Annotated in this window: 24 protein-coding genes; 15 read left to right on the forward strand and 9 right to left on the reverse strand. The window is 58.2% G+C overall.

Going from position 1 to position 23,004, the window contains the following annotated elements; all coding sequences use genetic code 11:
* Positions 1–48: 48 nt before the first annotated feature.
* Positions 49–891, reverse strand: coding sequence for an isocitrate lyase/phosphoenolpyruvate mutase family protein (locus RA27_RS13070; protein WP_039539566.1), 843 nt, complete (start codon positions 889–891; stop codon positions 49–51).
* Positions 892–1,058: 167 nt separating this feature from the next.
* Here RA27_RS13070 and RA27_RS13075 point away from each other — a divergent pair, with 167 nt between their 5' ends.
* Positions 1,059–1,403 carry a hypothetical protein gene (locus tag RA27_RS13075; protein ID WP_039539567.1) on the forward strand — a complete coding sequence of 115 codons (345 nt, stop codon included), beginning with the start codon at positions 1,059–1,061 and terminating at the stop codon, positions 1,401–1,403.
* Here RA27_RS13075 and RA27_RS13080 read toward each other — a convergent pair.
* Complete coding sequence (locus tag RA27_RS13080) at positions 1,400–2,458, reverse strand: transporter substrate-binding domain-containing protein (RefSeq protein ID WP_039539569.1); 1,059 nt, start codon at positions 2,456–2,458, stop codon at positions 1,400–1,402. The genes RA27_RS13075 and RA27_RS13080 overlap by 4 nt on opposite strands.
* Positions 2,459–2,665: 207 nt before the next feature.
* On the opposite strand from RA27_RS13080, the gene dapE reads away from it, so the two are divergent.
* From dapE to rnr, 4 genes are read left to right on the forward strand one after another with little or no spacing between them, the layout of a single operon-like run.
* Positions 2,666–3,805, forward strand: coding sequence for a succinyl-diaminopimelate desuccinylase (gene dapE, locus RA27_RS13085; protein ID WP_039539570.1), 1,140 nt, complete (start codon positions 2,666–2,668; stop codon positions 3,803–3,805).
* The gene (locus RA27_RS13090) at positions 3,802–4,227 is read left to right on the forward strand and encodes a GNAT family N-acetyltransferase (protein ID WP_039539575.1); all 426 of its coding nucleotides are present in this window, start codon (positions 3,802–3,804) and stop codon (positions 4,225–4,227) included. Before dapE ends, RA27_RS13090 begins: the two co-directional genes overlap by 4 nt.
* Entirely contained in the window at positions 4,224–4,799 is a 576-nt protein-coding gene (locus tag RA27_RS13095) for a TIGR04282 family arsenosugar biosynthesis glycosyltransferase (RefSeq protein WP_039539578.1), read from the forward strand. The genes RA27_RS13090 and RA27_RS13095 overlap by 4 nt, the downstream gene beginning before the upstream one ends.
* 57 nt (positions 4,800–4,856) lie before the next feature.
* Entirely contained in the window at positions 4,857–7,115 is a 2,259-nt protein-coding gene (rnr, locus tag RA27_RS13100; RefSeq protein WP_039539581.1) for a ribonuclease R, read from the forward strand.
* Here the strand turns inward: rnr and RA27_RS13105 are convergent.
* Both RA27_RS13105 and RA27_RS13110 read right to left on the reverse strand, forming a co-directional pair.
* Positions 7,106–7,492 (reverse strand): DUF1801 domain-containing protein, encoded by a 387-nt coding sequence (locus RA27_RS13105; protein ID WP_039539583.1) that lies wholly within the window; start codon positions 7,490–7,492, stop codon positions 7,106–7,108. The genes rnr and RA27_RS13105 overlap by 10 nt on opposite strands.
* Positions 7,489–8,187, reverse strand: a complete 699-nt coding sequence (locus tag RA27_RS13110) for a glutathione S-transferase family protein (protein WP_039540015.1) — start codon at positions 8,185–8,187, stop codon at positions 7,489–7,491. The genes RA27_RS13105 and RA27_RS13110 overlap by 4 nt, the downstream gene beginning before the upstream one ends.
* A gap of 82 nt (positions 8,188–8,269) precedes the next feature.
* On the opposite strand from RA27_RS13110, the gene RA27_RS13115 reads away from it, so the two are divergent.
* Both RA27_RS13115 and RA27_RS13120 read left to right on the forward strand, forming a co-directional pair.
* A complete protein-coding gene (locus tag RA27_RS13115; RefSeq protein WP_039539585.1) occupies positions 8,270–8,977 on the forward strand; it encodes a YafY family protein in 708 nt (235 codons plus the stop codon).
* A gap of 69 nt (positions 8,978–9,046) precedes the next feature.
* Positions 9,047–10,363, forward strand: coding sequence for a lytic murein transglycosylase (locus tag RA27_RS13120; protein WP_039539587.1), 1,317 nt, complete (start codon positions 9,047–9,049; stop codon positions 10,361–10,363).
* 40 nt (positions 10,364–10,403) lie between these two features.
* Here the strand turns inward: RA27_RS13120 and RA27_RS13125 are convergent, their stop codons facing one another.
* Positions 10,404–11,801: an aspartate aminotransferase family protein gene (locus tag RA27_RS13125; protein ID WP_039539589.1), complete on the reverse strand. Its 1,398-nt coding sequence runs from the start codon at positions 11,799–11,801 to the stop codon at positions 10,404–10,406.
* A gap of 75 nt (positions 11,802–11,876) precedes the next feature.
* Complete coding sequence (locus tag RA27_RS13130; RefSeq protein WP_039539591.1) at positions 11,877–12,560, reverse strand: GntR family transcriptional regulator; 684 nt, start codon at positions 12,558–12,560, stop codon at positions 11,877–11,879.
* Positions 12,561–12,700: 140 nt separating this feature from the next.
* Here RA27_RS13130 and RA27_RS13135 point away from each other — a divergent pair, with 140 nt between their 5' ends.
* The 5 genes from RA27_RS13135 (at position 12,701) to RA27_RS13155 (ending at position 17,987) form a co-directional block, all read left to right on the forward strand.
* A complete protein-coding gene (locus tag RA27_RS13135) occupies positions 12,701–13,786 on the forward strand; it encodes a polyamine ABC transporter substrate-binding protein (protein WP_039539593.1) in 1,086 nt (361 codons plus the stop codon).
* Positions 13,787–13,856: 70 nt separating this feature from the next.
* Complete coding sequence (locus tag RA27_RS13140; protein ID WP_039539596.1) at positions 13,857–14,984, forward strand: ABC transporter ATP-binding protein; 1,128 nt, start codon at positions 13,857–13,859, stop codon at positions 14,982–14,984.
* Entirely contained in the window at positions 14,984–15,874 is an 891-nt protein-coding gene (locus RA27_RS13145; RefSeq protein WP_039539598.1) for an ABC transporter permease subunit, read from the forward strand. The genes RA27_RS13140 and RA27_RS13145 overlap by 1 nt, the downstream gene beginning before the upstream one ends.
* Entirely contained in the window at positions 15,871–16,689 is an 819-nt protein-coding gene (locus RA27_RS13150) for an ABC transporter permease (RefSeq protein ID WP_039539600.1), read from the forward strand. Before RA27_RS13145 ends, RA27_RS13150 begins: the two co-directional genes overlap by 4 nt.
* Positions 16,686–17,987: an FAD-binding oxidoreductase gene (locus RA27_RS13155; RefSeq protein WP_039539602.1), complete on the forward strand. Its 1,302-nt coding sequence runs from the start codon at positions 16,686–16,688 to the stop codon at positions 17,985–17,987. The genes RA27_RS13150 and RA27_RS13155 overlap by 4 nt, the downstream gene beginning before the upstream one ends.
* Here the strand turns inward: RA27_RS13155 and RA27_RS13160 are convergent.
* The 3 genes from RA27_RS13160 to RA27_RS13170 are packed head-to-tail and all read right to left on the reverse strand — an operon-like array spanning position 17,982 to position 20,793.
* Positions 17,982–18,878: an aminoglycoside phosphotransferase family protein gene (locus tag RA27_RS13160; RefSeq protein ID WP_241484068.1), complete on the reverse strand. Its 897-nt coding sequence runs from the start codon at positions 18,876–18,878 to the stop codon at positions 17,982–17,984. The two genes, RA27_RS13155 and RA27_RS13160, sit on opposite strands and share 6 nt — an antisense overlap.
* 25 nt (positions 18,879–18,903) lie before the next feature.
* Positions 18,904–19,569, reverse strand: coding sequence for a flagellar hook capping FlgD N-terminal domain-containing protein (locus RA27_RS13165; protein ID WP_052265286.1), 666 nt, complete (start codon positions 19,567–19,569; stop codon positions 18,904–18,906).
* Between the two features lie 3 nt (positions 19,570–19,572).
* Positions 19,573–20,793, reverse strand: a complete 1,221-nt coding sequence (locus RA27_RS13170) for a flagellar hook-length control protein FliK (protein WP_039539604.1) — start codon at positions 20,791–20,793, stop codon at positions 19,573–19,575.
* Positions 20,794–20,906: 113 nt separating this feature from the next.
* On the opposite strand from RA27_RS13170, the gene RA27_RS13175 reads away from it, so the two are divergent.
* From RA27_RS13175 to RA27_RS13185, 3 genes are all read left to right on the forward strand, one after another.
* Positions 20,907–21,179: a rod-binding protein gene (locus RA27_RS13175; protein ID WP_039539606.1), complete on the forward strand. Its 273-nt coding sequence runs from the start codon at positions 20,907–20,909 to the stop codon at positions 21,177–21,179.
* Positions 21,172–21,519, forward strand: a complete 348-nt coding sequence (locus tag RA27_RS13180; RefSeq protein ID WP_039539609.1) for a flagellar biosynthesis protein FlgN — start codon at positions 21,172–21,174, stop codon at positions 21,517–21,519. Before RA27_RS13175 ends, RA27_RS13180 begins: the two co-directional genes overlap by 8 nt.
* Before the next feature lie 210 nt (positions 21,520–21,729).
* Entirely contained in the window at positions 21,730–22,971 is a 1,242-nt protein-coding gene (locus RA27_RS13185) for a flagellin (protein ID WP_039540025.1), read from the forward strand.
* Positions 22,972–23,004 lie beyond the last annotated feature (33 nt).

Raw genomic sequence — 23,004 nt, forward strand, 5'->3', positions numbered from 1 at the left:
TCTGTGCCGGATTGAAGATCAGTTCAAGCCAGATGGCTCAGGAATTGTTCATCCCCTGTTGTCGCATTTCTCCGGAGCCATCAGATTGCTGATTTCGGACCCGGGCATCGCGTCTTCGGCATAGTCGAAGCTGCCATAGGTCTTCACCTCTTCCGCAGCCCGCTTCAACGCGCCCAGCGCCGCACGGGCAAATGACCCGCCAACACTGATGCGGCATACACCCGCCTGCGACAGCTGCTCCACGGTATAGCGCGGGCCGGTAAGCCCCATCACGACGTTTACGGGTTTGTCGACCTCGGTGCAGACGGTTCTGATAGCCTCGATATCCGGCAGGCCCGGGGCATAGAGCACATCTGCTCCGGCCTCCGAAAATGCTTGCAGACGATTAATAGTGTCGGTCAGATCAGTCTGCCCCCACAAAAAACCTTCGGCTCTGGCGGTCAAAAGGAAGGGCAGGTCTTTCGCGGCCTCCGCTGCTGCCTGAACGCGTTCCTTCGCCAGAGAGAGATCGTATATGGGCGTGTCTGGGTTTCCGGTCGCGTCTTCGATTGATCCGCCGATCAGACCCGTCTGACTTGCCATGCGAATGGTTTGTGCGCAGGTTTCCGGGGCTTGTCCGAACCCGTCTTCAAGATCGGCAGAAACCGGCAGATCGATGGCTGCAACGATTTCGGCTGCGTTTTCCAGAATTTCATCTCTGCCAAGCGCTGCAAAAGAGTCTCTTTTGCCCTTTGAGAACGCATATCCAGCGCTGGTCGTTGCGAGGGCGTCAAAGCCCATGCTCTCAAGCAAGCGTGCAGAACCGGCATCCCAAGGGTTGGGAATCACGAAAGCGCCTTCCCTGTCGTGAAGGTTCTCGAAACGCTGAAATTTATCTTGTTGCTCTGACATGTCGTACTCCCTCGTCCGATTTGGATGAAGGGTATATCCAAGCAGAACATAAAGCGAACAAAATATGTGGTGTGCAATCCGCAAGGATCGGCGAGCGTTCAAACTCTTCTGTCGAAACGACGGGCCCAACCTTGACCAGAACTTTATGCGCCGCTAAGGGCCGCGTTATGGAAAAGCAAAAGAAACCCTCGCGCCAACAGGTCTATACACTGTTGGTTCAGATTGGTCGCAAGGATGGCGACGGGCTGCCCGATGGGGCGACCGGGGCGGCGTTGATGTGTTTTGCCAGCGGCGTGGATGAGGCAGAGGCCGTGCGCGAAACCGTGGCCATTCTGAAACAGGCCGATACAGCGCCTCTGGACGTCACCGGCTACGGTACGCTGGCCGAACGCGAGGCGCAGGGCCATGAGATTGACCCGGACGAGCGGGCGCTGATGCAGCGGGCGCTGGATGAAAATGCGGTTATTGTCGCGCAGATGACGCCATTCTTCGGGGATGAAGAAACCGCCTAGTTCCGCGATCCGAACCATTTACGATAGATTTCGTCATAGGTGCCGTCTTCGCGCAGGGAAAGCAGCGCCTGATTGACGTCTTCGACCAGCGGCGATCCGGTCGGAAATGCGATCCCGTAATTCTCGCGCAGAAAGATTCCGCCAGTCATAGTCGCCAGCCTGCGCCCCTCATGCGAGGCGTAGTAGGACAGGATGGGGGCGTCGAATACGACTGCGTCCAGTTCTTTGTCGGTGAATGCCGTCAGCATTTCCTGAAGGTCGCCGTATCCGGTAAATTCGATCTCGCGCCGGTTCAGAAAGTTAGCTGCAGTCGAATCGGCTATGGTACCGACCTGTTTGCCATAGAGATCGTTGATCGAGTTCACGTTGCCGGTGATCGCGTCCACCGTCATTACCGACGTAATCCGCGCCGTAAAGACGGATACGATGAACAGCGAAGAAACCACCAGCACAACACCAAGCAGGCGCCCAAACGGCGTCCGAGGCATCCTTTCTTCGAATCCACCGTTGACCACGAGGTTGAGGGCCCACCAGAACGAAGGGAACCACGCCTCGTTCAGTTTGCGGTCAAAATAGGGTTGAGCGCGTTTCTCGAAGCTCCACATCAGCATCCCGCCGCCAAGCAATATGGCGAAGGCCAGGCCGATGGCGATAAACAATTCGCGCGACAGCAGCGCGTGCAGCAATGACGGCTGGCGCGCGGCCTCTGACGGCACCATGATCTGCAAACCGGCTTCGAAAATGGGCTGGGTGAAATCCATACGGGTCTCGCGCATGGCGGTAATCGAAATGTTTGCGATTGCCATGTCGGCAGAACCGTCCTGAACGGCGCTCAGCATTTCGCCAAAGCTATCAACCCGGTTGATGGAATAGTCCCAACCCAGCGATTCGGATAGCGCGGCCAACAGATCCATCGAGAAGCCGGATTGGGCACCGTCTTCGACAAAGGAAAACGGAGGACGGGTTACCGTTGTAACCGTAAGGGTCTGAGCCTGGCTTTGCTGCGCGAATGTCGCGAAAGTCAGGCAGATCAATGCAAAGAAGACACGCTTCATGAGGACTCACCTGTTTCGCGGCGCTCTAACGCAATTCAGGGTGGCGCGGCAAGGCAGCCGCTAGGTCAACGCTTATGTTTTATCGGGGGTTCAAAACATGATGCCTGGGGGTTTGGTCCACAAATCTGACTATTCGGGGTTGGCAATCCGGGCAATTCGTTGAATCTGTGCAGGAACACCGGCACCCTTCAGAACAAGAGGCCCCCAATGACCGATCCAGTTGCGCTGACAGCAGATTTGATCCGTTGCCCTTCGGTCACACCCGAGGAAGGCGGGGCGCTGGTTCTGCTGCAGCGTGTGCTGACGGATGCGGGTTTCGAATGCACTCGCGTGGACCGTGGCGGCATCTGTAACCTGTTCGCCCGATGGGGCAAAAAAGGACACGCGCGGAGTTTCGGCTTCAACGGTCACACGGATGTCGTTCCGGTGGGGGATGAGGCCGCCTGGACCATGTCGCCCTTTGGCGCAGAGATCCGTGATGGGGTGATGTATGGCCGTGGTACGACGGACATGAAATCGGGTGTGGCCGCCTTCGCCGCTGCGGCCATCGACTTTGTGCGCAACACACCGCCCGACGGAGCAGTCATCCTGACGATCACAGGTGATGAGGAAGGGGACGCGCTGGATGGCACTGTCGCTCTGCTGGATCACATGGACGCAGCGGATGAGCGGATGTCGGTTTGTCTGGTGGGGGAACCAACCTGCCCGAATACGATGGGTGAGATGATGAAGATCGGCCGACGTGGCTCGATGACCGCCTGGTTCACGGTGACCGGGGTGCAGGGGCATTCGGCTTATCCGCACCGGGCGAAGAATCCATTGCCCGCAATGGCGCGTCTGATGGATCGGTTGGCCAGTCGCGAACTGGATCAGGGAACCGATCACTTTGATGCCTCGACCTTGGCTGTGGTGACGATCGACACGGGTAATCCCGCGACGAATGTCATTCCCGCGCAATGCGATGGAGCGGTGAATATCCGGTTTAACGACCTGCATTCCGGCGCAAGCCTGAGCGGCTGGCTGAAATCAGAAGCAGAGGCCGTTGCCGAGGCATTTGGCGTCGAGATCGAGACCCGGATCAAGGTATCCGGAGAGAGTTTTCTGACCCCACCGGGGCCTTTGTCTGATCTTGTGGCGCGGGCGGTCGAGGCGGAAACCGGCGTGCAGCCCGTGCTTTCGACGACTGGCGGTACGTCGGATGCGCGGTTTGTCAAGAACCACTGCCCGGTGGTCGAATTCGGTTTGGTTGGGCGCACCATGCATCAGGTCGATGAATGCGTCGAGGTGGCGCAGATCGATCAACTCAAGGCGATCTATGCCCGTATCCTGACGGATTACTTCGCATGACTCGGAATATCGAAGTTACGCAGGACCTGCGCAGCTGTTTTGATCTTAGGCATCAGGTGTTCGTTGTCGAACAAGGTGTGCCCGCCCGTGAAGAACTGGATCACCTGGACGAAACCGCCACCCATCTTTTGGCGCACGACGTGCTGGGCCCAGTAGGAACCGCGCGCATTGTGTTTGACGGCGACGTAGCAAAGATCGGCAGGGTCTGCGTCTTGGAGCGCGCGCGGGGGAGCGGGTTGGGCGCTGATCTGATCCGCAAAGCAGTTGAGCTTTGTGAAGGAACGGCGGGTATTGTCACAGTCAGGCTCGGCGCCCAGCTTCATGCGCTGAGCTTTTATAGGAAACTGGGCTTTGTCGCCGTCGGCCCCACCTATTTGGATGCAGGGATCGAGCATCAGGACATGTCTCGGGAACTGACTTGAGACGCACACTGGTCATCATGGTGAAAGAGCCGCGCCCGGGGCGGGTCAAGACGCGACTGGGACGCGATATCGGCATGACGGGCGCTGCCTGGTGGTTCCGGCATCAGACCCGATCTCTGACCCGGCGCTTGCGCGATCCGCGCTGGCAGATCGTTCTGGCCGTGTCTCCGGATCGTGAGGGGATGCGCAGTCGTGTCTGGCCTGTCGATCTGCCGCGCGCGGCGCAGGGGCGCGGTGATCTGGGTGATCGCATGGGGCGGATGTTGCGTGCTGCCCCCAAAGGGCCGGTTTGCCTGATCGGCGCGGATATTCCGGGAATAACGCGGGGTCACATCGCGCGGGCCTTTAACGCGCTGGGACGGGCTGAGATGGTATTTGGCCCTGCCCCCGACGGGGGGTACTGGCTGGTTGGCGCACAGCGATATGGTGCGATACCCGCGCGGCTGTTTCAGGATGTGCGCTGGTCTACAGAATATGCGTTGGCCGACACGCTGGCTTCGGTTCGCGGGCACCGGGTGGCGCTGCTGGATCATCTGCGCGACGTGGATACCGTGGCCGATCTGCACGGCTGAACCGATGCGCCGCTTTTTGGTCATGACGCGGTCGCATACCCGTGCTAGGCCAAACTCATGACACGCATTCCGACCAAGCAAGAGGTCCTCGACTGGATCTCGGCGAACCCCTCCCTGACCTCGAAACGCGATATCGCCAAGGCCTTTGGCATCAAGGGCGCGGATCGGATCGACCTCAAGCGCATCCTGAAGGAGCTTGAAGCCGAGGGGCATCTGGAAAAGCGCAAGCGCAGCTATCGTGATCCTGACCGCCTGCCGCCGGTCAGCGTGTTGCAGGTCAAGGCTCCGAACGCGGATGGCGACCTGTTTGCGCGTCCACTGGAATGGCATGGCGAAGGGGTCGAGCCCATTGTGCTGCTGATCACCCGCGCCAGTGATCCGGCCCTGGGTGAGGGCGATCGCATTCTGGCCCGTCTGACCGTGGTGCAGGAAGAAGACCACAATTACGAGGCGCGCCTGATCCGCCGCATCGGCACCAACCCGCGCAAGATCGTCGGCATCTTCCGCAAGGGGGCCGAGGGTGGCCGGATCGTGCCCATAGACAAGACCGGTCAGACCGAGTGGTTGGTCCCCGATGGCGCGGTTCATGGCGCCAAAGACGGAGAACTGGTCGAAGCGGAACAAGCCGGCCCCAAGAACCGCATGGGTCTGCCGCGTGCGCGTATCGTCGAACGGCTGGGTGATCCCTCAGCGCCCAAGGCCGTCTCTCTGATCGCGATACATCAGCACGGAATCCCGGACGAATTTCCCGACAAGGTGATCGAAGAGGCCGACAAGGCCAAACCCGTTGGCCTGAAAGGGCGCGAGGATTTGCGGGATATGCCGTTGGTGACCATCGACCCCTCGGACGCGCGCGATCACGATGACGCCTGCTATGCGCACGCGGACGATGACCCGAAGAACAAGGGTGGCCATGTGATCTGGGTCGCCATAGCCGACGTGGCCGCCTATGTGCAGCCCGGCACGGCGCTGGATCGTGAGGCGCGCAAGCGCGGCAATTCCAGCTACTTCCCTGACCGCGTGGTTCCGATGCTGCCGGACCGTCTGTCCGGTGATCTGTGTTCCCTGCACGAAGGGGTGCCGCGCGCTTGTATCGCCGTGCGGATGCAGATCGATGCCGATGGGAATAAGATCGGGCACCGGTTCGTGCGCGGCCTGATGCGCTCTGCCGCCTCGTTGAACTATACCGAGGTGCAGGAGGCCATCGACGGCAACCCGAACGACCGTACCGGGCCGTTGTTGGAGACGGTTCTGAAACCGCTCTATGTCGCCTATGCTGCCTTGAAAAAAGCGCGGGCGGAGCGCCAGCCGTTGGAACTGGACCTGCCTGAACGCAAGATCGTACTCAGCGACGCAGGTGAGGTGACCAGCGTTGCGTTCCGTGACCGGCTGGATGCACATAAGCTGATCGAAGAGTTCATGATCCTCGCCAACGTTGCCGCCGCCGAGACGCTGATCGCAAAACGTCGCCCGCTGTTGTTCCGCGTGCACGAAGAACCTGCACCGGAGAAGCTGGAGAGCTTGCGCGAAACGGCGCAGGCGGCGGGGCTGAATCTGGCCAAGGGGCAGGTGCTGCAGACCCGTCATTTGAATGCCTTGCTGAACGCCGCTGCTGGAACCGAAGATGCGGAACTGATCAACCTCACGACCCTGCGGTCGATGGCGCAGGCGTATTACAATCCCGAAAATTTCGGCCATTTTGGTCTGGCACTGAGGAACTATGCCCATTTCACCTCGCCCATCCGCCGCTACGCCGACCTGATCGTGCACCGCGCGCTGATTACGGCGCATGGCTGGGGCAAGGACGGGCTGACCGAGGATGAGATCGGGCGCTTGGAGGAAACCGCCACCCATATTTCGGACACCGAGCGCCGCTCGATGATGGCCGAGCGCGATACGACGGATCGCTATCTGGCTGCCTATCTCAGCGAACGGGTGGGCAATGAATTTACTGGCCGCATCAGCGGCATCGCCCGGTTTGGCGCCTTCGTGAAGATGGATGAGACCGGGGCGGACGGGCTTGTCCCGGTGCGGTCACTCGGGCGCGAGTTCTTCCATTTCGACCGTGAGGCCGGAACGCTGATGGGCTCGGACACCGGGCTGATTATCGCCATCGGCCAGCGCGTTACCGTGCGACTGACCGAGGCCACACCGGTGACGGGCGGGTTGGAGTTAGAATTGCTCTCCATCGACGATCAGGCCCTGCCGCGCGGACGCGGCCCGGCGAAACGTGGGTCTCGGCGCAAGGCGGTCAGCACCAAGCGCAAGAAGGACAAAATCAAGCGCAAGGTCGAACGCAAACGCCGTCAGAGGTGATAGGTCAGCGCGCGGGCAATCAGCCAGCCATGGCGCGTCGGATCGATCTGATCGAGGGTATCGAATAGAACAGCACGATTGCCATCAACCTGATCCTCTCCGGGAAAGGCTGAGGTGAAATCGCCCATCAACCGGCTTTGGCAGTGCACGAACAACGCAAACTGGGCCGCCTTGTGTCCGCCCAGCCGGATCGTCGAGCCTTTGGGTGCTAAATAGGCTGGCTGGCCCCACCGCAACGCTTCTTCCAGCGGCTGGGCGCGTGGGAGCGAGGCCGCCGTTTCGAAGATCAACTCGCGCAGTGCCAGTGCGCCTGCACGTGTCTCTTCCGGCAGCGCCTCGTAAGCTGCGGCGACTTTTGCATCCTCAAAGGGTGTCATGACAGTGGGATCGCCTGTTCCATTCGATCAATATAGCTGCTGAGCAGCTTATCCTGTTTGATCCGGCGGGTCAGGGGGGTGTCGGACGGTGTCGCGCGCATCGCGGCCAGCATCGGACCGACGCTCATGTCCGCCGAGGTTGGTTCCTCACCCATCAGGTAGGGCGCTTGCCAAAGATAGGTCGAGATCGCCTCAAGATCGCGCTCCAACCGGTCCTGTCGTTCGGCAGGTGAAAAGCGGGAAACGCCCTGGAACGCCAACCCTTTGACAACGGATTTGCGGATCGAGTTCGAAACCGGTTTGCGGATCAGCGCAGGAATGACGGTGAAGAACGTATCGCGCAGGATTGGCCAGACCTCATCATTGGCCCAGCGGTCCTGCACGACGTGGAAGTACAGATGTTCCTCGGCCATGCGGATCAGGGCTCGGGCTTGGGCCTTTTGCAGATCATTCAGGCCGACATCGAAATCAGCGCCCTGAGACTCGAGCCACTCGCGGATCAGGTCGCTGTCAGGGATCAGGCGTTCGGGCGTGCGCAGAACGGGCAGTTTCTGGTGTGGCATCTTGCGGGGGTCTAAAAGATCGGACCGTTGCCAGTGCTGGCCTGCGCGTTGAAGCATCAGGGCTGTTTTCACGCAGAACGGGCTGGCACTGAACAGGCCGAAGGCAGAGGGGAAGGTGAGAAGGGTCAGCATCATCAGCTCCATAATTGGGACGCCCGATGAATACGCCGGACTAATGACAGTTTCTGACATTAGGTTTAGAGTAATGTGCACTATGTCCCGCACCGCCCGTCTGTTTCAGTTGATGCAAGCCTTGCGTTCTGGCCCCGCGCCCAGAACATCGCTTCAGTTGGCGCAGGATTTGGGTGTGTCGTCGCGTACCGTTCATCGGGATATCGACGCGTTACGTGGTTTGGGGGCTGTGATCGACGGCGAAGCCGGGTTTGGGTTTACTCTGATCGAAGACGCGACACTGCCGCCTCTGGGCTTCACCAATGATGAGCTTGAAGCGTTGGTTCTGGGCCTGCGTGAGGTGCAATTGATTGGTGATCCCGCGTTGTCGGATGCTGCAAGCGCGGCCCTACGCAAGCTGCAGGGCCGTTTGCCGCAGCGCCAGTCGCATCGGCTGAGCCATGCTGTTCTGACCGCCACGCGATTTGACAGGCCAGCGGTGCCAACAATTGACGTCGCCATTCTACGCCAAGCCGCATGGGATGAACGCGTGATCGAGTTCGCCTATACCGATGCCAAAGGCGCGGATACCCGGCGTCGGGTCAATCCGCTGAGCATCGTCTATATGGATCGCGCCAGCGTACTGCTCAGCTGGTGTCACTTGCGCCAGGATTTCCGAGTGTTTCGGCTGGATCGTATGCAGGGCATGGATGTGACCGACGATAGCTTTCGACCCAATCGCGTATCGCTGTTGCGCGAGGCGATTGCCCGTATTCGCGCGGAACGCGAAGCACAGGATCAGGAAACCTAGCGCCTGGCACTTTGTGAAAACGCGATTCTGCGCTATCATCGGTTCTGAGCAGTAATCAGGAAAAACGGAATGCGTAAGTGCGTAGGTGGCGTCATGACCGCCGCATTATGGGCATCCATCGTGCAGGCGGATACAACAGACGAATCGAAACGGCCTCTGGCCCGACCTTTAGTGGAAAATGTGCAATTGGCCTCGGCAGACGTGACGGTCTCGGTCCGGCCCGTGCTGCGCCCGAAGATTGAGGCGCATCGCGTATCGGCAGAAGGGAATGCCCGCTTTCAGGCCTGGCTGGGGGCGTTCCGCAAGCGGGCGCAGGAGCAGGGCATATCGGGTGACACGCTGGATCGTGCTTTGGCCGGGGTGACCTATGACAGCGACATCATCAAACGAGATCGCAATCAGGCAGAGTTTTCCAAACCGATCTGGGAGTATCTGGATGGTGCAGTTTCAAAGACGCGGATTTCCAACGGTCGTGCCGGGCTGGACAAGCACCGGGAGACTTTGACCCGTATCGAAGCGCAATATGGCGTTGAGAAAGAGGTGGTCACAGCGATCTGGGGTCTTGAAACCTCGTTTGGAACTTATCGCGGCAGCAAGCAAACCATCCGGTCGCTTGCTACGCTGGCCTTTGACGCTCGACGTGCGCGATTCTTCGAAACGCAGCTGCTGGCCGCGCTGCAGATCCTGCAGGCCGGGGACGTCGATGCCGGGAATATGGTTGGCAGCTGGGCCGGAGCGATGGGTCACACGCAGTTCATGCCGACCTCGTTTCTGGATCACGCGGTTGATTTTGACGGCGATGGGCGTCGCGATATCTGGTCGGATGATCCAACGGATGCTCTGGCTTCGGCGGCGGCATATCTGTCCAAACATGGGTGGACGAAGGACCAACCTTGGGGGGTTGAGGTACGATTACCGTCAGAATTCGACTACTCCGACGCGCGGCGAGATTTTACGCTGATGCCATCGGAATGGGCAGCGCGTGGGGTTCAGACCCCTTCCGGCCAACCCGTGCCTGATCATGGACAAGCCGCGATCCTGTTGCCTGCAGGTGGTCGGGGTGTTGCCCTGATGATCTTCGACAATTTCAAGGTAATCGAGGCCTACAACGGTGCAGACGCCTATGTGATCGGAATCGGGCATCTGTCCGACCAGCTTGCGGGGGGCAGCCCGTTTCAGGCCGATTGGCCGCGTGGAGATCGCGTATTGAGCTTTACCGAGAAGAAAGAACTGCAACGCCGGCTGACGCAGGCGGGCTTCGACACGCAGGGGGTCGATGGGCGCACCGGGCCGAATACGATCAATGCGGTCCGTGCGTTTCAGGTTGCGCAAGGGTTGGTTCCGGATGGGTACCCGTCGCTCAGTTTGCTGGAGCGGATGCGTTGAACGCAAGGGCGACCCAAGAGGGTCGCCCGTGATTTACCGATCAGGACGCGGGTTTCATCAGGCCCTTTTCGTTGATTTCAGCCAGTGCATCGTCCAGTGATTTGTGAATGCGCACAAACATCTCATCGATCTCAGCCGGCGTGATGACCAGCGGAGGAGAGATGACCAGCCGGTCATCCACATGGCGCATGATCAGGTTGTTTTTGAAGCAATGCTCGCGGCAGATATACCCGATTGTGCCGGGGTCTGATGCGAACTTCGCCCGGCTTGCCTTTTCGGGTGTCAACGCGATGGAGCCCATCATGCCCGCGATCGTCGCCTCGCCGATCAGCGGATGCTCGGTCAGTGCCTCCCATTTCTTTTTGAGGTAGGGGGCGGCTACGCTACGCACGTGATCGATGACCTTCTCTTCTTCAAGAATGCGCAGGTTTTCAAGTGCCACCGCCGCCGCAACCGGATGGCCGGAATAGGTGTAACCGTGGTTGAACTCGGTGGCGCTGATGACGCTGGCAACCTCGTCACACACAATCGAACCGCCGATGGGTGCATAGCCCGAGCTGAGGCCCTTGGCGATGGTCATGATATGCGGCCTGATCCCAACCGTTTGGGACCCGAACCAGTTGCCGGTTCGGCCAAAGCCGCAGATCACCTCATCCGCGATCAGCAGGATATCGTACTTGTCGCAGATGCGCTGGATTTCCGGCCAATAGCTGTCGGGCGCGATGATGACGCCACCCGCGCCCTGAACGGGCTCGGCAATGAAGGCCGCCACACGGTCTTCACCCAGTTCCTGTATTGCCTCTTCCAGTTCGCGGGCACGGGCTAGACCGAATTCTTCCGGGCTCATGTCGCCGCCCTCTGACCACCAATTGGGCTGGTTGATGTGGTGAATATTCGGGATCGGAATGCCGCCCTGAGCGTGCATACCGGCCATGCCGCCCAACGAGGCCGAACCGACGCTCGATCCGTGATAGGCATTCTTGCGGCTTATGATGATGTTCTTGTCGGGCTGACCCTTCTCGGCCCAGTAGGTGCGCACCAGCCGGATGTTGGTATCGTTGGCCTCGGACCCGCCGCCTGCGAAAAAGACGTGGTTCAGATCGCCCGGTGCCAGTTCGGCCAGCTTTGCAGCCAGCGCAATGGCAGGGGCATGGGTCGTTTTGAAGAAGGTGTTGTAGTAGGGCAGTTCGCGCATCTGGCGGGCGGCGGCATCGGCCAGTTCGTCCCGGCCATACCCGATGTTCACGCACCACAGTCCGGCCATACCATCCAGAATGTCGTTCCCTTCGCTATCGGTCAGATATACGCCGTTGGCACGGGTAATGACCCGGACACCTTCGGTTTCCAGTGCATCATTGGTTGAAAACGGATGCAGGTGATGTGCCGCATCCAACGCCTGCAATTCAGCGGTGGGCAAGTGATTGGTGATGATGGACATCGGGGACTCTCCTGCAACAGTGGTTGCCGGATAGAATATGATCAAATTTTACGCTGTCAATCGAATCGCTGGTTCTCAGCCGTTGTTCAGGGCGTCTCCCATCATTCCCATACCCTGCTCGATGTCCTGAGCCGTTGCTACTGCAGCTTTTTCCACATCGCGATCACGCAGAGCCAGGATGATGTCTTTATGCCTGTCGGGCAGGCTCTGAGTCCCGAAACGGCCGCAAACAATCCTCAATGAGGGGCCGAATCTCAGCCACAACCGCTCGGCCAGATCAACAAGGATCGGGGCATCGGCGTGCGAATAGAGGGCCTGGTGAAACGCATGGTTCAAACGCAGGTAGCCGCTGACATCCCCATCCGCGATCATATTGTCCAGGCGTTGATCCAGCTTTTCTAGGTAGTCTATCTCGGCATTGGTGATGTTCGCGGTCGAGCGTCTGGAAAGCTCTGTTTCTATTGATATCCTCGCGAATATCATCTGTTCGATATCACCCGCAGACAACAGAGGTACGCTGACCCTGCGGTTGCCCTGAAAGATCAGGGCGCCGTCAGAAATCAGTCGCCGAATCGCCTCGCGCACAGGGGTCATGCCGACGCCCAGAGAATCAGTCAGCCCCTGAATTGTAACCGGCTGACCGGGTACAAGATCACCAAACAGGATCTGCGATTTCAGAGTGCGATAGACCTGTTCATGCACCGGGCGTTTTTCGTCATCCGTAAGAGCTGCGACTGCTTTATTTTTGATCAAATCCAAAAGGTTTGCCCCAATCCGAGTGTTTCAGATTTACCAGAATCTGCACCAGATCCAACCATAGGTGAATCGGGTGCAAAACGCAAAACTTGATCAAATCCAAAAAAAGGTGAAAATAGCCGCATAATCGCAGGGAGAAAATCATGACACTGAAAACGCTGGGGATGACAGCGATCGTCGCATTGGGGACTTCGGCCGCGTTCGCCGAAGAGGTGCGCGTCTATAACTGGTCCGACTATATTGACGAAGAACTGCTGAGCAAATTCGAAGAAGAGACAGGTCTGACGCTGATCTATGACGTGTTTGACAGCAACGAAGTTCTGGAAACCAAGATGCTGGCCGGCGGGTCCGGTTATGATGTCGTGGTGCCTTCGGGAACGTTTTTGCAACGTCAGATTCAGGCTGGGGCGTTTCAGGAACTTGACGCGGCCAAACTGTCGAATGCTGGCAATCTGTGGGATGTGATCCAGGAACGTACCGCTGGTTATGATCCCAACAATGCTTACTCGATCAACTACATGTGGGGGACAACCGGCATTGGCGTGAATGTCGACAAGGTCAAAGAGGTATTGGGCGATGATGTTGCGCTCAATAGCATGGATCTGGTGCTAAAGCCGGAAAACATGGAAAAGCTGGCATCATGCGGCGTCCATTTTTTGGACGCGCCTGCTGAGATTATCCCGATGGTACTGCAGTATATCGGAGAAGACCCGGATAGCCACGACAAGGATGTGATAGCGAAAACCGAAGAGGTTCTGACCAGCGTACGACCGTATGTTCAGAAGTTCCATAGCTCAGAATACATCAATGCGCTCGCCAATGGTGATATTTGCGTGGCCGTGGGTTGGTCGGGCGATATTCTGCAGGCCCGAGACCGCGCGGCAGAGGCAGATAACGGTGTGGTGATCGAATACCACCCGTTCGCAGAGGGATCGTTGATGTGGTTTGACCAGATGGCGATACCTGTCGATGCTCCGAACCCGGAAGGTGCGCATAAGTTTCTGAACTTCATCCTGGACGCCAACAACATGGCCGCTGCATCGAACTATGTTTACTACGCCAACGGCAACAAGGCTTCGCAGGAGTTCCTTGAGGAAGATGTAATCGGCGATCAGGCGATCTATCCGGATGATGGCACGATGCAAAACCTTTATATCACCACGCCCTATCCGGCGAAGACCCAGCGGGTCGTGACCCGTCTTTGGACCAAAGTGAAATCAGGCACCTGATCTGATTGCAGCGCAAGGCAGGTTGACTGCCTTGCGCCTATTCCATCTCGTCCGATAAACGGGGGCCGCTTTGAATTCAGAAGTATTTGCGCCGTGGGATGACCCGCAGGCGAAACCCTTGATCCAGTTCCAGAACGTCACCAAACGCTTTGGCGCCTTCACCGCAATAGATAATCTGTCGCTGGATATCTATGAACGCGAGTTCTTTGCGCTGCTCGGGCCGTCGGGCTGTGGCAAGACCACGATGATGCGGATGCTGGCCGGTTTTGAAACCCCGACCGAAGGACACATCCTTCTTGGGGGTCAGGATATCGATCCGATCCCGCCCAATAAACGGGCGGTGAACATGATGTTTCAGTCTTACGCCCTGTTCCCTCATCTCAGCATCTGGGACAATATCGCCTTTGGTCTGCGTCGGGACAACATGCCCAAACGCGATCTGGAAGAACGCGTTGAAGAGATGCTGCGCCTGACCCGGCTCGAGCAATTTGCGCGCCGTAAGCCGCATCAGATCTCGGGCGGTCAACGCCAACGCGTGGCGCTGGCCCGGTCATTGGCCAAAGCGCCAAAACTGCTTTTGCTCGACGAACCCTTGGGCGCGCTGGATAAGAAACTGCGTCAGGATACTCAATTCGAGTTGATGGACATTCAGGAAAAGACAGGCACGACCTTTGTCATCGTAACCCACGACCAGGAAGAGGCGATGACCGTTGCCAGCCGAGTGGCCGTTATGGATCAAGGCAAGCTCATGCAAGTGGCGACGCCCGATCGCATCTATGAGACACCGAATTCCGTCTATGTCGCTGATTTTATCGGCGACGTGAACATCATCGAAGGGCGTGCCACAGCACAAGGCGATGAAAGCTATCAGATCGATTGGGCCGAGGGTCAGCCTCCGCTCACGGCGTCATCCGCGACCGCGTTGTCCAATGGGCAGCGCTGCCATCTGGCGATCCGTCCCGAGAAAGTCGCCATTTCTGCCGAGCGGCCCGCAGATGCGATTAATGCGATCCAAGGTAAGGTGCATGACATCGCTTATCTGGGCAATCTGTCGACTTATCATGTTGAGCTGCCGAACGGTACAATCATCAAGGCACAAACGGCGAATACCCGTCGTATCTCGCGCCGTTCCTTCACGTGGGAAGACCCGGTCTGGCTGTCCTGGACAGCGACTGCCGCGGTCTTGTTGGAAAACTGATGCGTCGCGCCGTTCTGATCGCCATTCCCTATGTCTGGCTTTTGGCGCTGTTTCTGGTGCCGTTCTTTATCGTTCTGAAAATCTCACTTTCGGACACCGCGCTGGCCATTCCACCTTACACGCCGACATTGGATTTCTCTGAGGGCTGGACTGGCATTAAGAACTTCTTCAGCCAGCTTGATCTTGAGAACTTCGTTTGGCTGACTGAGGATGATCTATACTGGAAAGCTTACCTTTCCAGCGTCAAAATCGCTCTGATTTCGACAATTCTCACTCTGATTGTCGGCTACCCGATCGCCTACGCGATGGCGCGTGCGCCTGAAGAATGGCGACCCACATTCATGATGTTGGTTATCTTGCCGTTCTGGACCTCGTTCCTGATCCGGGTTTACGCGTGGATGGGCATTCTCAGCAACGAAGGTTATCTGAACCAGCTGTTGTTATGGACGGGCATCATCTCGACCCCGCTGACCATTCTGAACACCAATACGGCGGTCTATATCGGTATCGTCTACACTTATCTGCCCTTCATGATCCTGCCGATTTATTCGTCGCTGGAACGGATGGATGGCTCGCTGATCGAAGCGGCTGAAGACCTGGGTTGCTCGCGTCTGCAGGCTTTCTGGTTGGTGACTATCCCTCTGTCACGCCCCGGTATAATAGCAGGCTGTTTCCTGGTGATGATCCCGGTGATTGGTGAATTCGTGATCCCGTCGCTTCTGGGTGGATCGGGTACATTGATGATCGGCAAGGTGCTCTGGGAAGAGTTCTTCTCGAACCGCGACTGGCCGGTTGCAAGCGCAGTGGCGGTGGTTCTGCTGCTTATCCTCGTAGTCCCGATTGTGCTGTTCCAGCGGAACCAGCAAAAGCAGACGGAGGCTGAAAAATGAGCAGACTCAGCTGGTTCAATACTGTCTCTCTGACGCTTGGTTTCGCGTTTCTCTATATCCCGATGATCATCCTGATCATCTTCAGCTTCAACGAAAGCAAGCTTGTCACCGTTTGGGCCGGGTTTTCGACCAAATGGTACGGCGAGTTGATGCAGAACGAAGCCTTTCTTGATGCGGCTTGGGTCACGCTGCGGGTCGCGGTGTTCTCGTCAACGCTTGCGACGATTCTGGGCACCGCAGCAGCCTATGTTCTGGTGCGCGGCGGGCGGTTCTTTGGACGAACACTGTTTTCCGGGATGATCTATGCCCCGCTGGTGATGCCCGAAGTGATCACGGGCCTGTCGCTGCTGTTGTTGTTCATCGGCATCGGATTGGATCGGGGTATCCTGACCATCGTGCTGGCGCATACGACATTTTCGATGTGTTTCGTTTCAGTCGTCGTGTCCTCGCGTCTTGTGACCTTTGATCGGTCGCTGGAGGAGGCGGCGCTGGATCTGGGCTGCTCACCTGCGCAAGCCTTTCGTCTGGTGACCTTGCCGATCATTGCGCCGGCGGTGATTTCGGGTTGGTTGCTGGCCTTTACCCTGTCGCTTGATGATCTGGTGATCGCCTCGTTCACATCCGGACCTTCAGCCACCACGCTGCCGATCAAGATATTCTCAGCCGTGCGTTTGGGTGTCAGCCCTGAAATTAACGCGCTGTCCACGTTGATGATTGCGGTTGTCACAGTGGGCGTTATCGTCGCGTCACTGGTGACAAAACGGGCGATGGTTCGGCAGAAACAGGATGAGCAGGCAGCGGCGCAGGTCGAATGAGGCGGGTTTTCTCGGATTACGCCTATGGCCCCGCCCCCCGTGCAGGGTGTTGGTGGGACGAGACAATCGCGGCACCGGACTGGCCGACGCTGGAGGGCGACCTCAGCTTTGATGTCGCTGTTGTCGGCGGCGGTTTCACCGGCTTGTCTGCCGCGCTGCATCTGGCTGAGGCGGGGGCTTCGGTCGCCGTTCTTGAGGCGGAAACTCCGGGTTGGGGGGCGTCCGGGCGAAACGGCGGGTTCTGCTGCCTGGGCGGTTCGAAGTTAAGCGAGGCAAGCCTGACCCGCCGATATGGCCCGGCGGCGACGCGGGCATATTTCAGGGCAGAGGAAGATGCCGTATCGCTGGTTGCCGACCTTTTGTCTTGTCACCGAATTGATGCGGATACGCATTCCCGCGGCGAAACTCAGCTCGCCCATTCAGAACGTGCCATGGAACGTCTGCGTCAGTCGGCCGATCCGACCGGGCAATTGCATGAGAGAAACGAGTTGCAGGGACTTGGGTTGGGTGGCGCATTCTTTGGGGGCTATACCTCGCCCGTAGGTTTTGGCCTGAACCCGAGAAAGTATCTATTCGGGCTGGCGGAAGCCGCTCGGTCAAAGGGTGCAAAACCATTCCAGAACAGCCCGGTTACGCAGATCGATAAGACCGCTTCAGGATATGTCCTTACCTCACCTGCGGGCAACGTTCGCGCTTCGACGGTCCTCATCTGTACAAATGGCTATTCAAGCGAGGACCTGCCGCCATGGATGGCCGCGCGCTATATGCCAACACAATCAACTGTTCTGGTTACGCGCCCCCTGACAGATGCTGAACTGCAGGCGCAGGGGTGGACATCGGATCAGATGGCCTATGACACACGCAACCTGCTGCATTATTTCCGATTGATGCCGGATCGGCGGTTTCTGTTCGGGATGCGCGGCGGTTTGATGTCATCGTCCCGGGCCGAGGCCCGCATTCGGCGAAAGGTACTGCGAGACTTCAAACAGATGTTCCCCGCCTGGGCGAGGATTGATGTCACGCATATCTGGTCTGGTATGGTTTGCCTGGCCCGAGATCTCGTGCCCTTTGCGGGTCCGGTTCCGGGCCAAGGCGGGATGTATGCGGGGTTTGCCTATCATGGCAACGGTGTCGCAATGGGTACCTATTGCGGGCGTGCGTTGGCACGGCTGGCTTTAGGACAATCGACCGGCCTTCCGCCGCCGATTGCAGAACCGCCAAGCCGATTTCCTTTGGGCCGCTGGCGCCGTGTCTTAATGCCGCCGGCCTATGCTTTTCTGGGTTTGGCGGACCTATAGGGCTGCGACTTCAAGCTCATATCCAGGCGCGTAGTCAGGTGATCCGTTCTCGATCCGCCAAAGACAATAGGCCGCCATGCGCCACGCAAACCAGGGACGCAGTGTCAGATAGCGTTCGGTAACTTTGGGACAGTCGTAAGCCGCAAGGAACTGCGCCATGTCAGCCTCGGACAAGGGTGCGCCGCGATAAAGCTGCTGCATCGCTGGTGAAAGGAACATCGCCAGATCTTCACAGGGGTCGCCCAGAGCGGGGCATTGCCAATCGATCAGTGTCAGCCCATCCGGGGATTGCAAAATATTTCCCGCGACGGGATCGCCATGGATCAGGCACTGATCGGAGAGCGGCGGGATATGACCCTGAGGTTGCATCGCAAGCAACGATTTCTGTTCCTGCGACTGGCAGGACGCCAAAATCTGACGCGCGTGCCGGTCCAGGTCGTCGCTGCCGTTGCAGCCGTCCGGAAGGTCCAGATCGACCGGAATCTGGTGAAGTTTTCTGAGCAGAAGGGCGACGCATTCAACTCCGTCCCGCCATGGCGCACCCGGCGCGTGGTCATAGTAAACCCAGCTATCGTTCCCGAACGAGCCGGTCGCGCGCAGATTGGGGACGAAACCAGAGCTGTTGAGTGCGCGCAGGCACTCGGCCTCAAGCCTTGCATCATTTCGGAACAACGGGTTTTGGAACGAGGCGCAATAAAGCTTCAATACGGCGTCGTTCTTGCCCGACAGCACCTTCCAAACACGATTGGTCCGCCCCCCATACAGCACTTCGAAGTTCACTGCGGGATCAATCAGCTCTCGGGTGCGGAGCAGGGCAACAAGACCGGGTGGAGGTTGGTTACGATCAGACAGGGGATATACCGGATTTGGAGGCGAGTCGCGATTGGCCAAGCTTTGGCCCGCCTTGCGCTCCAGATCAAGCACCCGTGCGGATTTGTGTAACCTTGTCGACAGACACCTCGGCACCGCTGTCCAGCTTCAACACTACAGCGTCCTCGCTGACCTGCGCCTCGACCACGCGGCTGAAGGCGGAAGCGGGCGTATCGGACAGTAACTTGCCGCCCTTGAAGCTTTCCAGAGATGCCGAGTAGTTGCCCGCTGGCAAAGGGTCACCGGTGCTGCTCACTCCAGCCCACTCAAATTCGGACTTGTCGCTGGGTACCGGGATGCGGTCGACGACCGTATCCTGATCGTCACGAATGACCAGTTCCGCCCGGTCTGCGGTGGGCTCGGCCTCCGCGAAAATCGGAATGGGGTGAGTCTCAAAGCGGAATGGCGCAGCGACCTGGACGTCCATTCCGACCCAGCCAGCGAGTTGGTTCAGATTGACGGCCCCCAAAGTCAGGGCCAGACCGGACAAAAGCTCGTTGGCTTTGACCTGTTGTTCAACCATAGAAAACTGTGCCAGCTGCGACGCATATTCGGATGAATCCAGAGGTTCCAAAGGGTCCTGATTGCGCGCCTGTACGGTCAACATGCGCAGAAAGGTTTCGAAATCCGAAGCCAGGGCCGAGCGTTGATTGTTGCTGACCGCGCTGGGGTTTGCGGCTTGTGAAGCCGCTGACGTGGGTGTTGTAATCATCGATCAAAGCCTCATATCAAGGCCCCGGTCAGGGCCGATGGGGATCGTTGGAGCCGGATGATCTGTTGCGCCTGCCATTTCGACTGAATCCACAGCGGTATCGGATTCTGGATGGCCTCCCTGCTGTGGCGCTTCTCCGGACATGCCAAGATCGAGCGACAGATCTCCGTACCCCAGCCTTTCGAATTCCGCGGACAGGATCGCAATGTGCCGCCGCATCAGATCAAGCGTCTCAGGGCGTTCAGCGGCGATGGTCAGAAAAAACCCGTCTTCTCTGCTGTTGAGTGTAATGGATACGCGTCCAAGCTCCTCTGGGTTCAAGGCGATTTCCACGCCACCTGCACCGGGACGGGTCGATACCACGGCGGCAAGCTGTCCTGCGATCGCGCGTGCTGTCTCCGCGCGGGCATTGGCGATGGGCGCCGTTGGCATCGTGTCACGAAGGGTGTGACCAGCGGTCAACTCTTTGAGCGAGGGTATGTCTTTCGGCTCTGGGTCTGCTGGGGTGTCAGTGATGCCAGTGTCCTGCGTCCAGCCTGAGGTCTGCGTCGGTGCCTGTGTCTTGAATGCGGCAGAGATGGCAGCTTGCTGAGCTGATTGGTCTTTTGCCAGCTGGTTTGGATGAGTGGCAAAACGGTCCCCTGCTTCAACTCTGCGTCGTGGTGGTTTCGGGTCCGCACCCGGTGCCGAATCTGGACTCGGCGCAACTGGGGCAAGACTCTGCTCCGTAACTTGGGTGTGCCCGGTTTCAGGCTTTTGAACTGGGCCATTGGCGTTGGGAAAATTGTCGCTCGATGTTGGAACGGCTGCCCCCTGAGTTACTCTCTTGTTGTACTGACCCGGTTCTTCCGTGGATGAGGGAGGGACCCGCTGTATTGCGTCGGAGGGCGAAGCCGCAGCGCCTGTCTTATCGGCCATCACATCCTCAGGTTCGGTGGGCGGGTCTTGCAGGCCTGCCTGAGGGTGGATTGGCTTTGGCTCATCGGTTTTGCCTGGAGCCGGCGACTCGGTAGAAGTGACTGCCTCGGGGTTCGATGGCTCTGCCGACAGTTCGGGATCAGCCGCGGCCACCAGCGCGTCTTCCGCTTCTTGTTGTTCGACGCCCTCGTTCAGCACGTCCTCAAAGGCAAATCCGCCCCTGGTCTCCCGCTCCTTTCCTTGAGGCGCGCCGGTTTTGGCCCCGGTGGAATGCGCGGTCGTCATGAGTGTCAGCGGGTTGGGCATTTTTTGCTCCGGCTCCGTTTGTCTGGCCCGCACTATGTACCCAAGGAGTTACGTTTATTTTAACTGCTTTCCTCTTTGATCGCGAAAGTTCGAAGCAATTTTCGGAGAAACCGATGACGATCACAGCGACCGGGGCCACCGCGCTTTCCGCACAGATTCCACAGAAACTGAAAGCCGCGTCTGTTGAGCTTGAAGCCGCTTTTCTGGCTGAGATGCTGAAATCCGCGGGCCTTGGCCAGACGCGCAGTTCCTTCGGAGGGGGGGCGGGTGAGGATCAGTTTGCCTCGTTTCTTGTCCAGCAGCAGGCGCGGCAGATGGCCAGAGCCGGAGGAGTTGGGCTTTCCGAGATAATATTCAACTCAATGATGGAGAAGTCCGATGGATAACAACCCGATCCGGGCATTGGAAGACTTGTTGGATCTTGAGCGTGCGGCTTTGATCCAAGGGGACCTGACTGATTTGAGCCGATTGACACCTGAAAAGGAAACCCTGATTGGCGTTATTAACCAGCTGCATGTGCTGGAAAGCGATGATCTGATCCGGGTTCAGAAAAAGGTCGCACGCAATCAGGCCCTTCTAAACAACGCGGCCGAGGGTATTCGCGCCGTCGCGGACCGGATGTCGGAACTGCGCCGGGTAAAGCAGGAATTCAGTACGTACGACGCCGCTGGTCAGCGGAACGGGTTTGTTCTGCGGTCGCAGGCAAAGCTGGAAAAACGGGCTTAGATCCTGGTTTGATTCAAATCCGAGGTTTTGGATTTTCTTGTCTTAGCACTCCGTTAGGGGATGGCGGTCAAATGTGACGGTGCACCTGAAACAGCAGGTGGCGCGAAGGCCGCAGGGTACGACGCACAAGTCAGAAAGACAGAATGCCTGCCGGCTCGGTGGGTCCAACATGGGCGTCAAACGCGCCCGCACGTATAAAGGATGACAAATATGTCCAGCATTCTGACAAACAATGGCGCCATGGTTGCGCTGCAAACTCTCAAATCGGTCAACAAGAACCTGGCAATGACGCAGAACGCGATTTCGACCGGTAAGGATGTGGCCACGGCCAAGGATAACTCTGCCGTCTGGGCCATTTCGAAGGTGATGGAATCCGACGTTAAGGGCTTCAACGCCATCAAGGACAGCCTTGCGCTGGGTGAATCGACTGTTGCTGTGGCGCGGAACGCCTCGGAAACGGTGACCGATCTGCTTAGCCAGATGAAGGAGAAGATCGTCGCGGCACAGGAAGACAATGTGGATCGCGGCAAGATCAATACCGATGTGTCCGCTCTGCGCGATCAGATTACTTCGGTCGTCGGGGCTGCACAGTTCAACGGGCTGAACCTGGTGGACGGCACAGCTGGCACCGCATCTATTCTTTCCTCCCTGGATCGTGATGCAGCTGGCGGTGTGACTGCATCCTCGATCTCGGTTGCCAGTCAAAACCTGTCTACCGGAGGCTATGTCAGTAAGGCCGTTCTGGCTGGTTCGGACAATACGGCCACAGACGAGGATGCCGCCGGTTTCACCATGGACAGAGATGGTGGCTCCGGGACCATCGTCATTGACAGCTCGACTGATAACTTCGCAGTTGGTGACAAGGTTTCGATCACCGTTGGTGACCAGACCGTTTCGTATACGGTGCAGGATGCTGACCTTGATCCCTCTGGAACCTACGATGCTGCCAATACTGATGCAGTTGTGGCGATTGGGCTGAAAAACCAGATCGATGCGTTGGGAATTCAAGGTGTCTCGATCGACTACGATCCTAGCTCACAAGGCACGTTGTCATTTGTTACTGGCACAGGCGCCGATGCTGCTGATCGGGACGTGTCTGTTTCCGCGCAGTTTACCAATGCGAACTCGGGTGGCCTGGGAGCACTGGCATCGATTGATGTATCGACCGACGCAGGGGCCGCTGCAGCGTTGGGCACAATTGAAAGCCTTATCGACACATCTATTGATGCGGCAGCGGCGTTTGGTTCGGCTCAGGGACGGATTGAGACTCAGAAAGAGTTCATCTCGAACCTGTCTGACTCGTTCAAATCCGGCATCGGCTCGCTGGTTGACGCCGACATGGAAGAAACCTCGGCCCGTCTGCAGGCACTGCAGGTGCAGCAGCAGCTGGCGACGCAATCGCTGTCGATTGCAAACCAGGCACCGCAATCCATCCTGTCGCTGTTCCGGTAACCCAGGACCAGAACCGGGGCGCGCGCGTCGTGC

Origin of the sequence: Ruegeria sp. ANG-R (assembly GCF_000813985.1) — a bacterium.
Lineage (GTDB): Bacteria > Pseudomonadota > Alphaproteobacteria > Rhodobacterales > Rhodobacteraceae > Ruegeria.

Coding starts and splice junctions, on each gene's coding strand:
- RA27_RS13070 (WP_039539566.1), bottom strand. CDS start 891: ATGTCAGAGCAACAAGATAAATTTCAGCGTTTCGAGAACCTTCACGAC.
- RA27_RS13075 (WP_039539567.1), top strand. CDS start 1,059: ATGGAAAAGCAAAAGAAACCCTCGCGCCAACAGGTCTATACACTGTTG.
- RA27_RS13080 (WP_039539569.1), bottom strand. CDS start 2,458: ATGAAGCGTGTCTTCTTTGCATTGATCTGCCTGACTTTCGCGACATTC.
- dapE (WP_039539570.1), top strand. CDS start 2,666: ATGACCGATCCAGTTGCGCTGACAGCAGATTTGATCCGTTGCCCTTCG.
- RA27_RS13090 (WP_039539575.1), top strand. CDS start 3,802: ATGACTCGGAATATCGAAGTTACGCAGGACCTGCGCAGCTGTTTTGAT.
- rnr (WP_039539581.1), top strand. CDS start 4,857: ATGACACGCATTCCGACCAAGCAAGAGGTCCTCGACTGGATCTCGGCG.
- RA27_RS13105 (WP_039539583.1), bottom strand. CDS start 7,492: ATGACACCCTTTGAGGATGCAAAAGTCGCCGCAGCTTACGAGGCGCTG.
- RA27_RS13110 (WP_039540015.1), bottom strand. CDS start 8,187: ATGCTGACCCTTCTCACCTTCCCCTCTGCCTTCGGCCTGTTCAGTGCC.
- RA27_RS13115 (WP_039539585.1), top strand. CDS start 8,270: ATGTCCCGCACCGCCCGTCTGTTTCAGTTGATGCAAGCCTTGCGTTCT.
- RA27_RS13120 (WP_039539587.1), top strand. CDS start 9,047: ATGCGTAAGTGCGTAGGTGGCGTCATGACCGCCGCATTATGGGCATCC.
- RA27_RS13125 (WP_039539589.1), bottom strand. CDS start 11,801: ATGTCCATCATCACCAATCACTTGCCCACCGCTGAATTGCAGGCGTTG.
- RA27_RS13135 (WP_039539593.1), top strand. CDS start 12,701: ATGACACTGAAAACGCTGGGGATGACAGCGATCGTCGCATTGGGGACT.
- RA27_RS13145 (WP_039539598.1), top strand. CDS start 14,984: ATGCGTCGCGCCGTTCTGATCGCCATTCCCTATGTCTGGCTTTTGGCG.
- RA27_RS13150 (WP_039539600.1), top strand. CDS start 15,871: ATGAGCAGACTCAGCTGGTTCAATACTGTCTCTCTGACGCTTGGTTTC.
- RA27_RS13155 (WP_039539602.1), top strand. CDS start 16,686: ATGAGGCGGGTTTTCTCGGATTACGCCTATGGCCCCGCCCCCCGTGCA.
- RA27_RS13165 (WP_052265286.1), bottom strand. CDS start 19,569: ATGATTACAACACCCACGTCAGCGGCTTCACAAGCCGCAAACCCCAGC.
- RA27_RS13170 (WP_039539604.1), bottom strand. CDS start 20,793: ATGCCCAACCCGCTGACACTCATGACGACCGCGCATTCCACCGGGGCC.
- RA27_RS13175 (WP_039539606.1), top strand. CDS start 20,907: ATGACGATCACAGCGACCGGGGCCACCGCGCTTTCCGCACAGATTCCA.
- RA27_RS13180 (WP_039539609.1), top strand. CDS start 21,172: ATGGATAACAACCCGATCCGGGCATTGGAAGACTTGTTGGATCTTGAG.
- RA27_RS13185 (WP_039540025.1), top strand. CDS start 21,730: ATGTCCAGCATTCTGACAAACAATGGCGCCATGGTTGCGCTGCAAACT.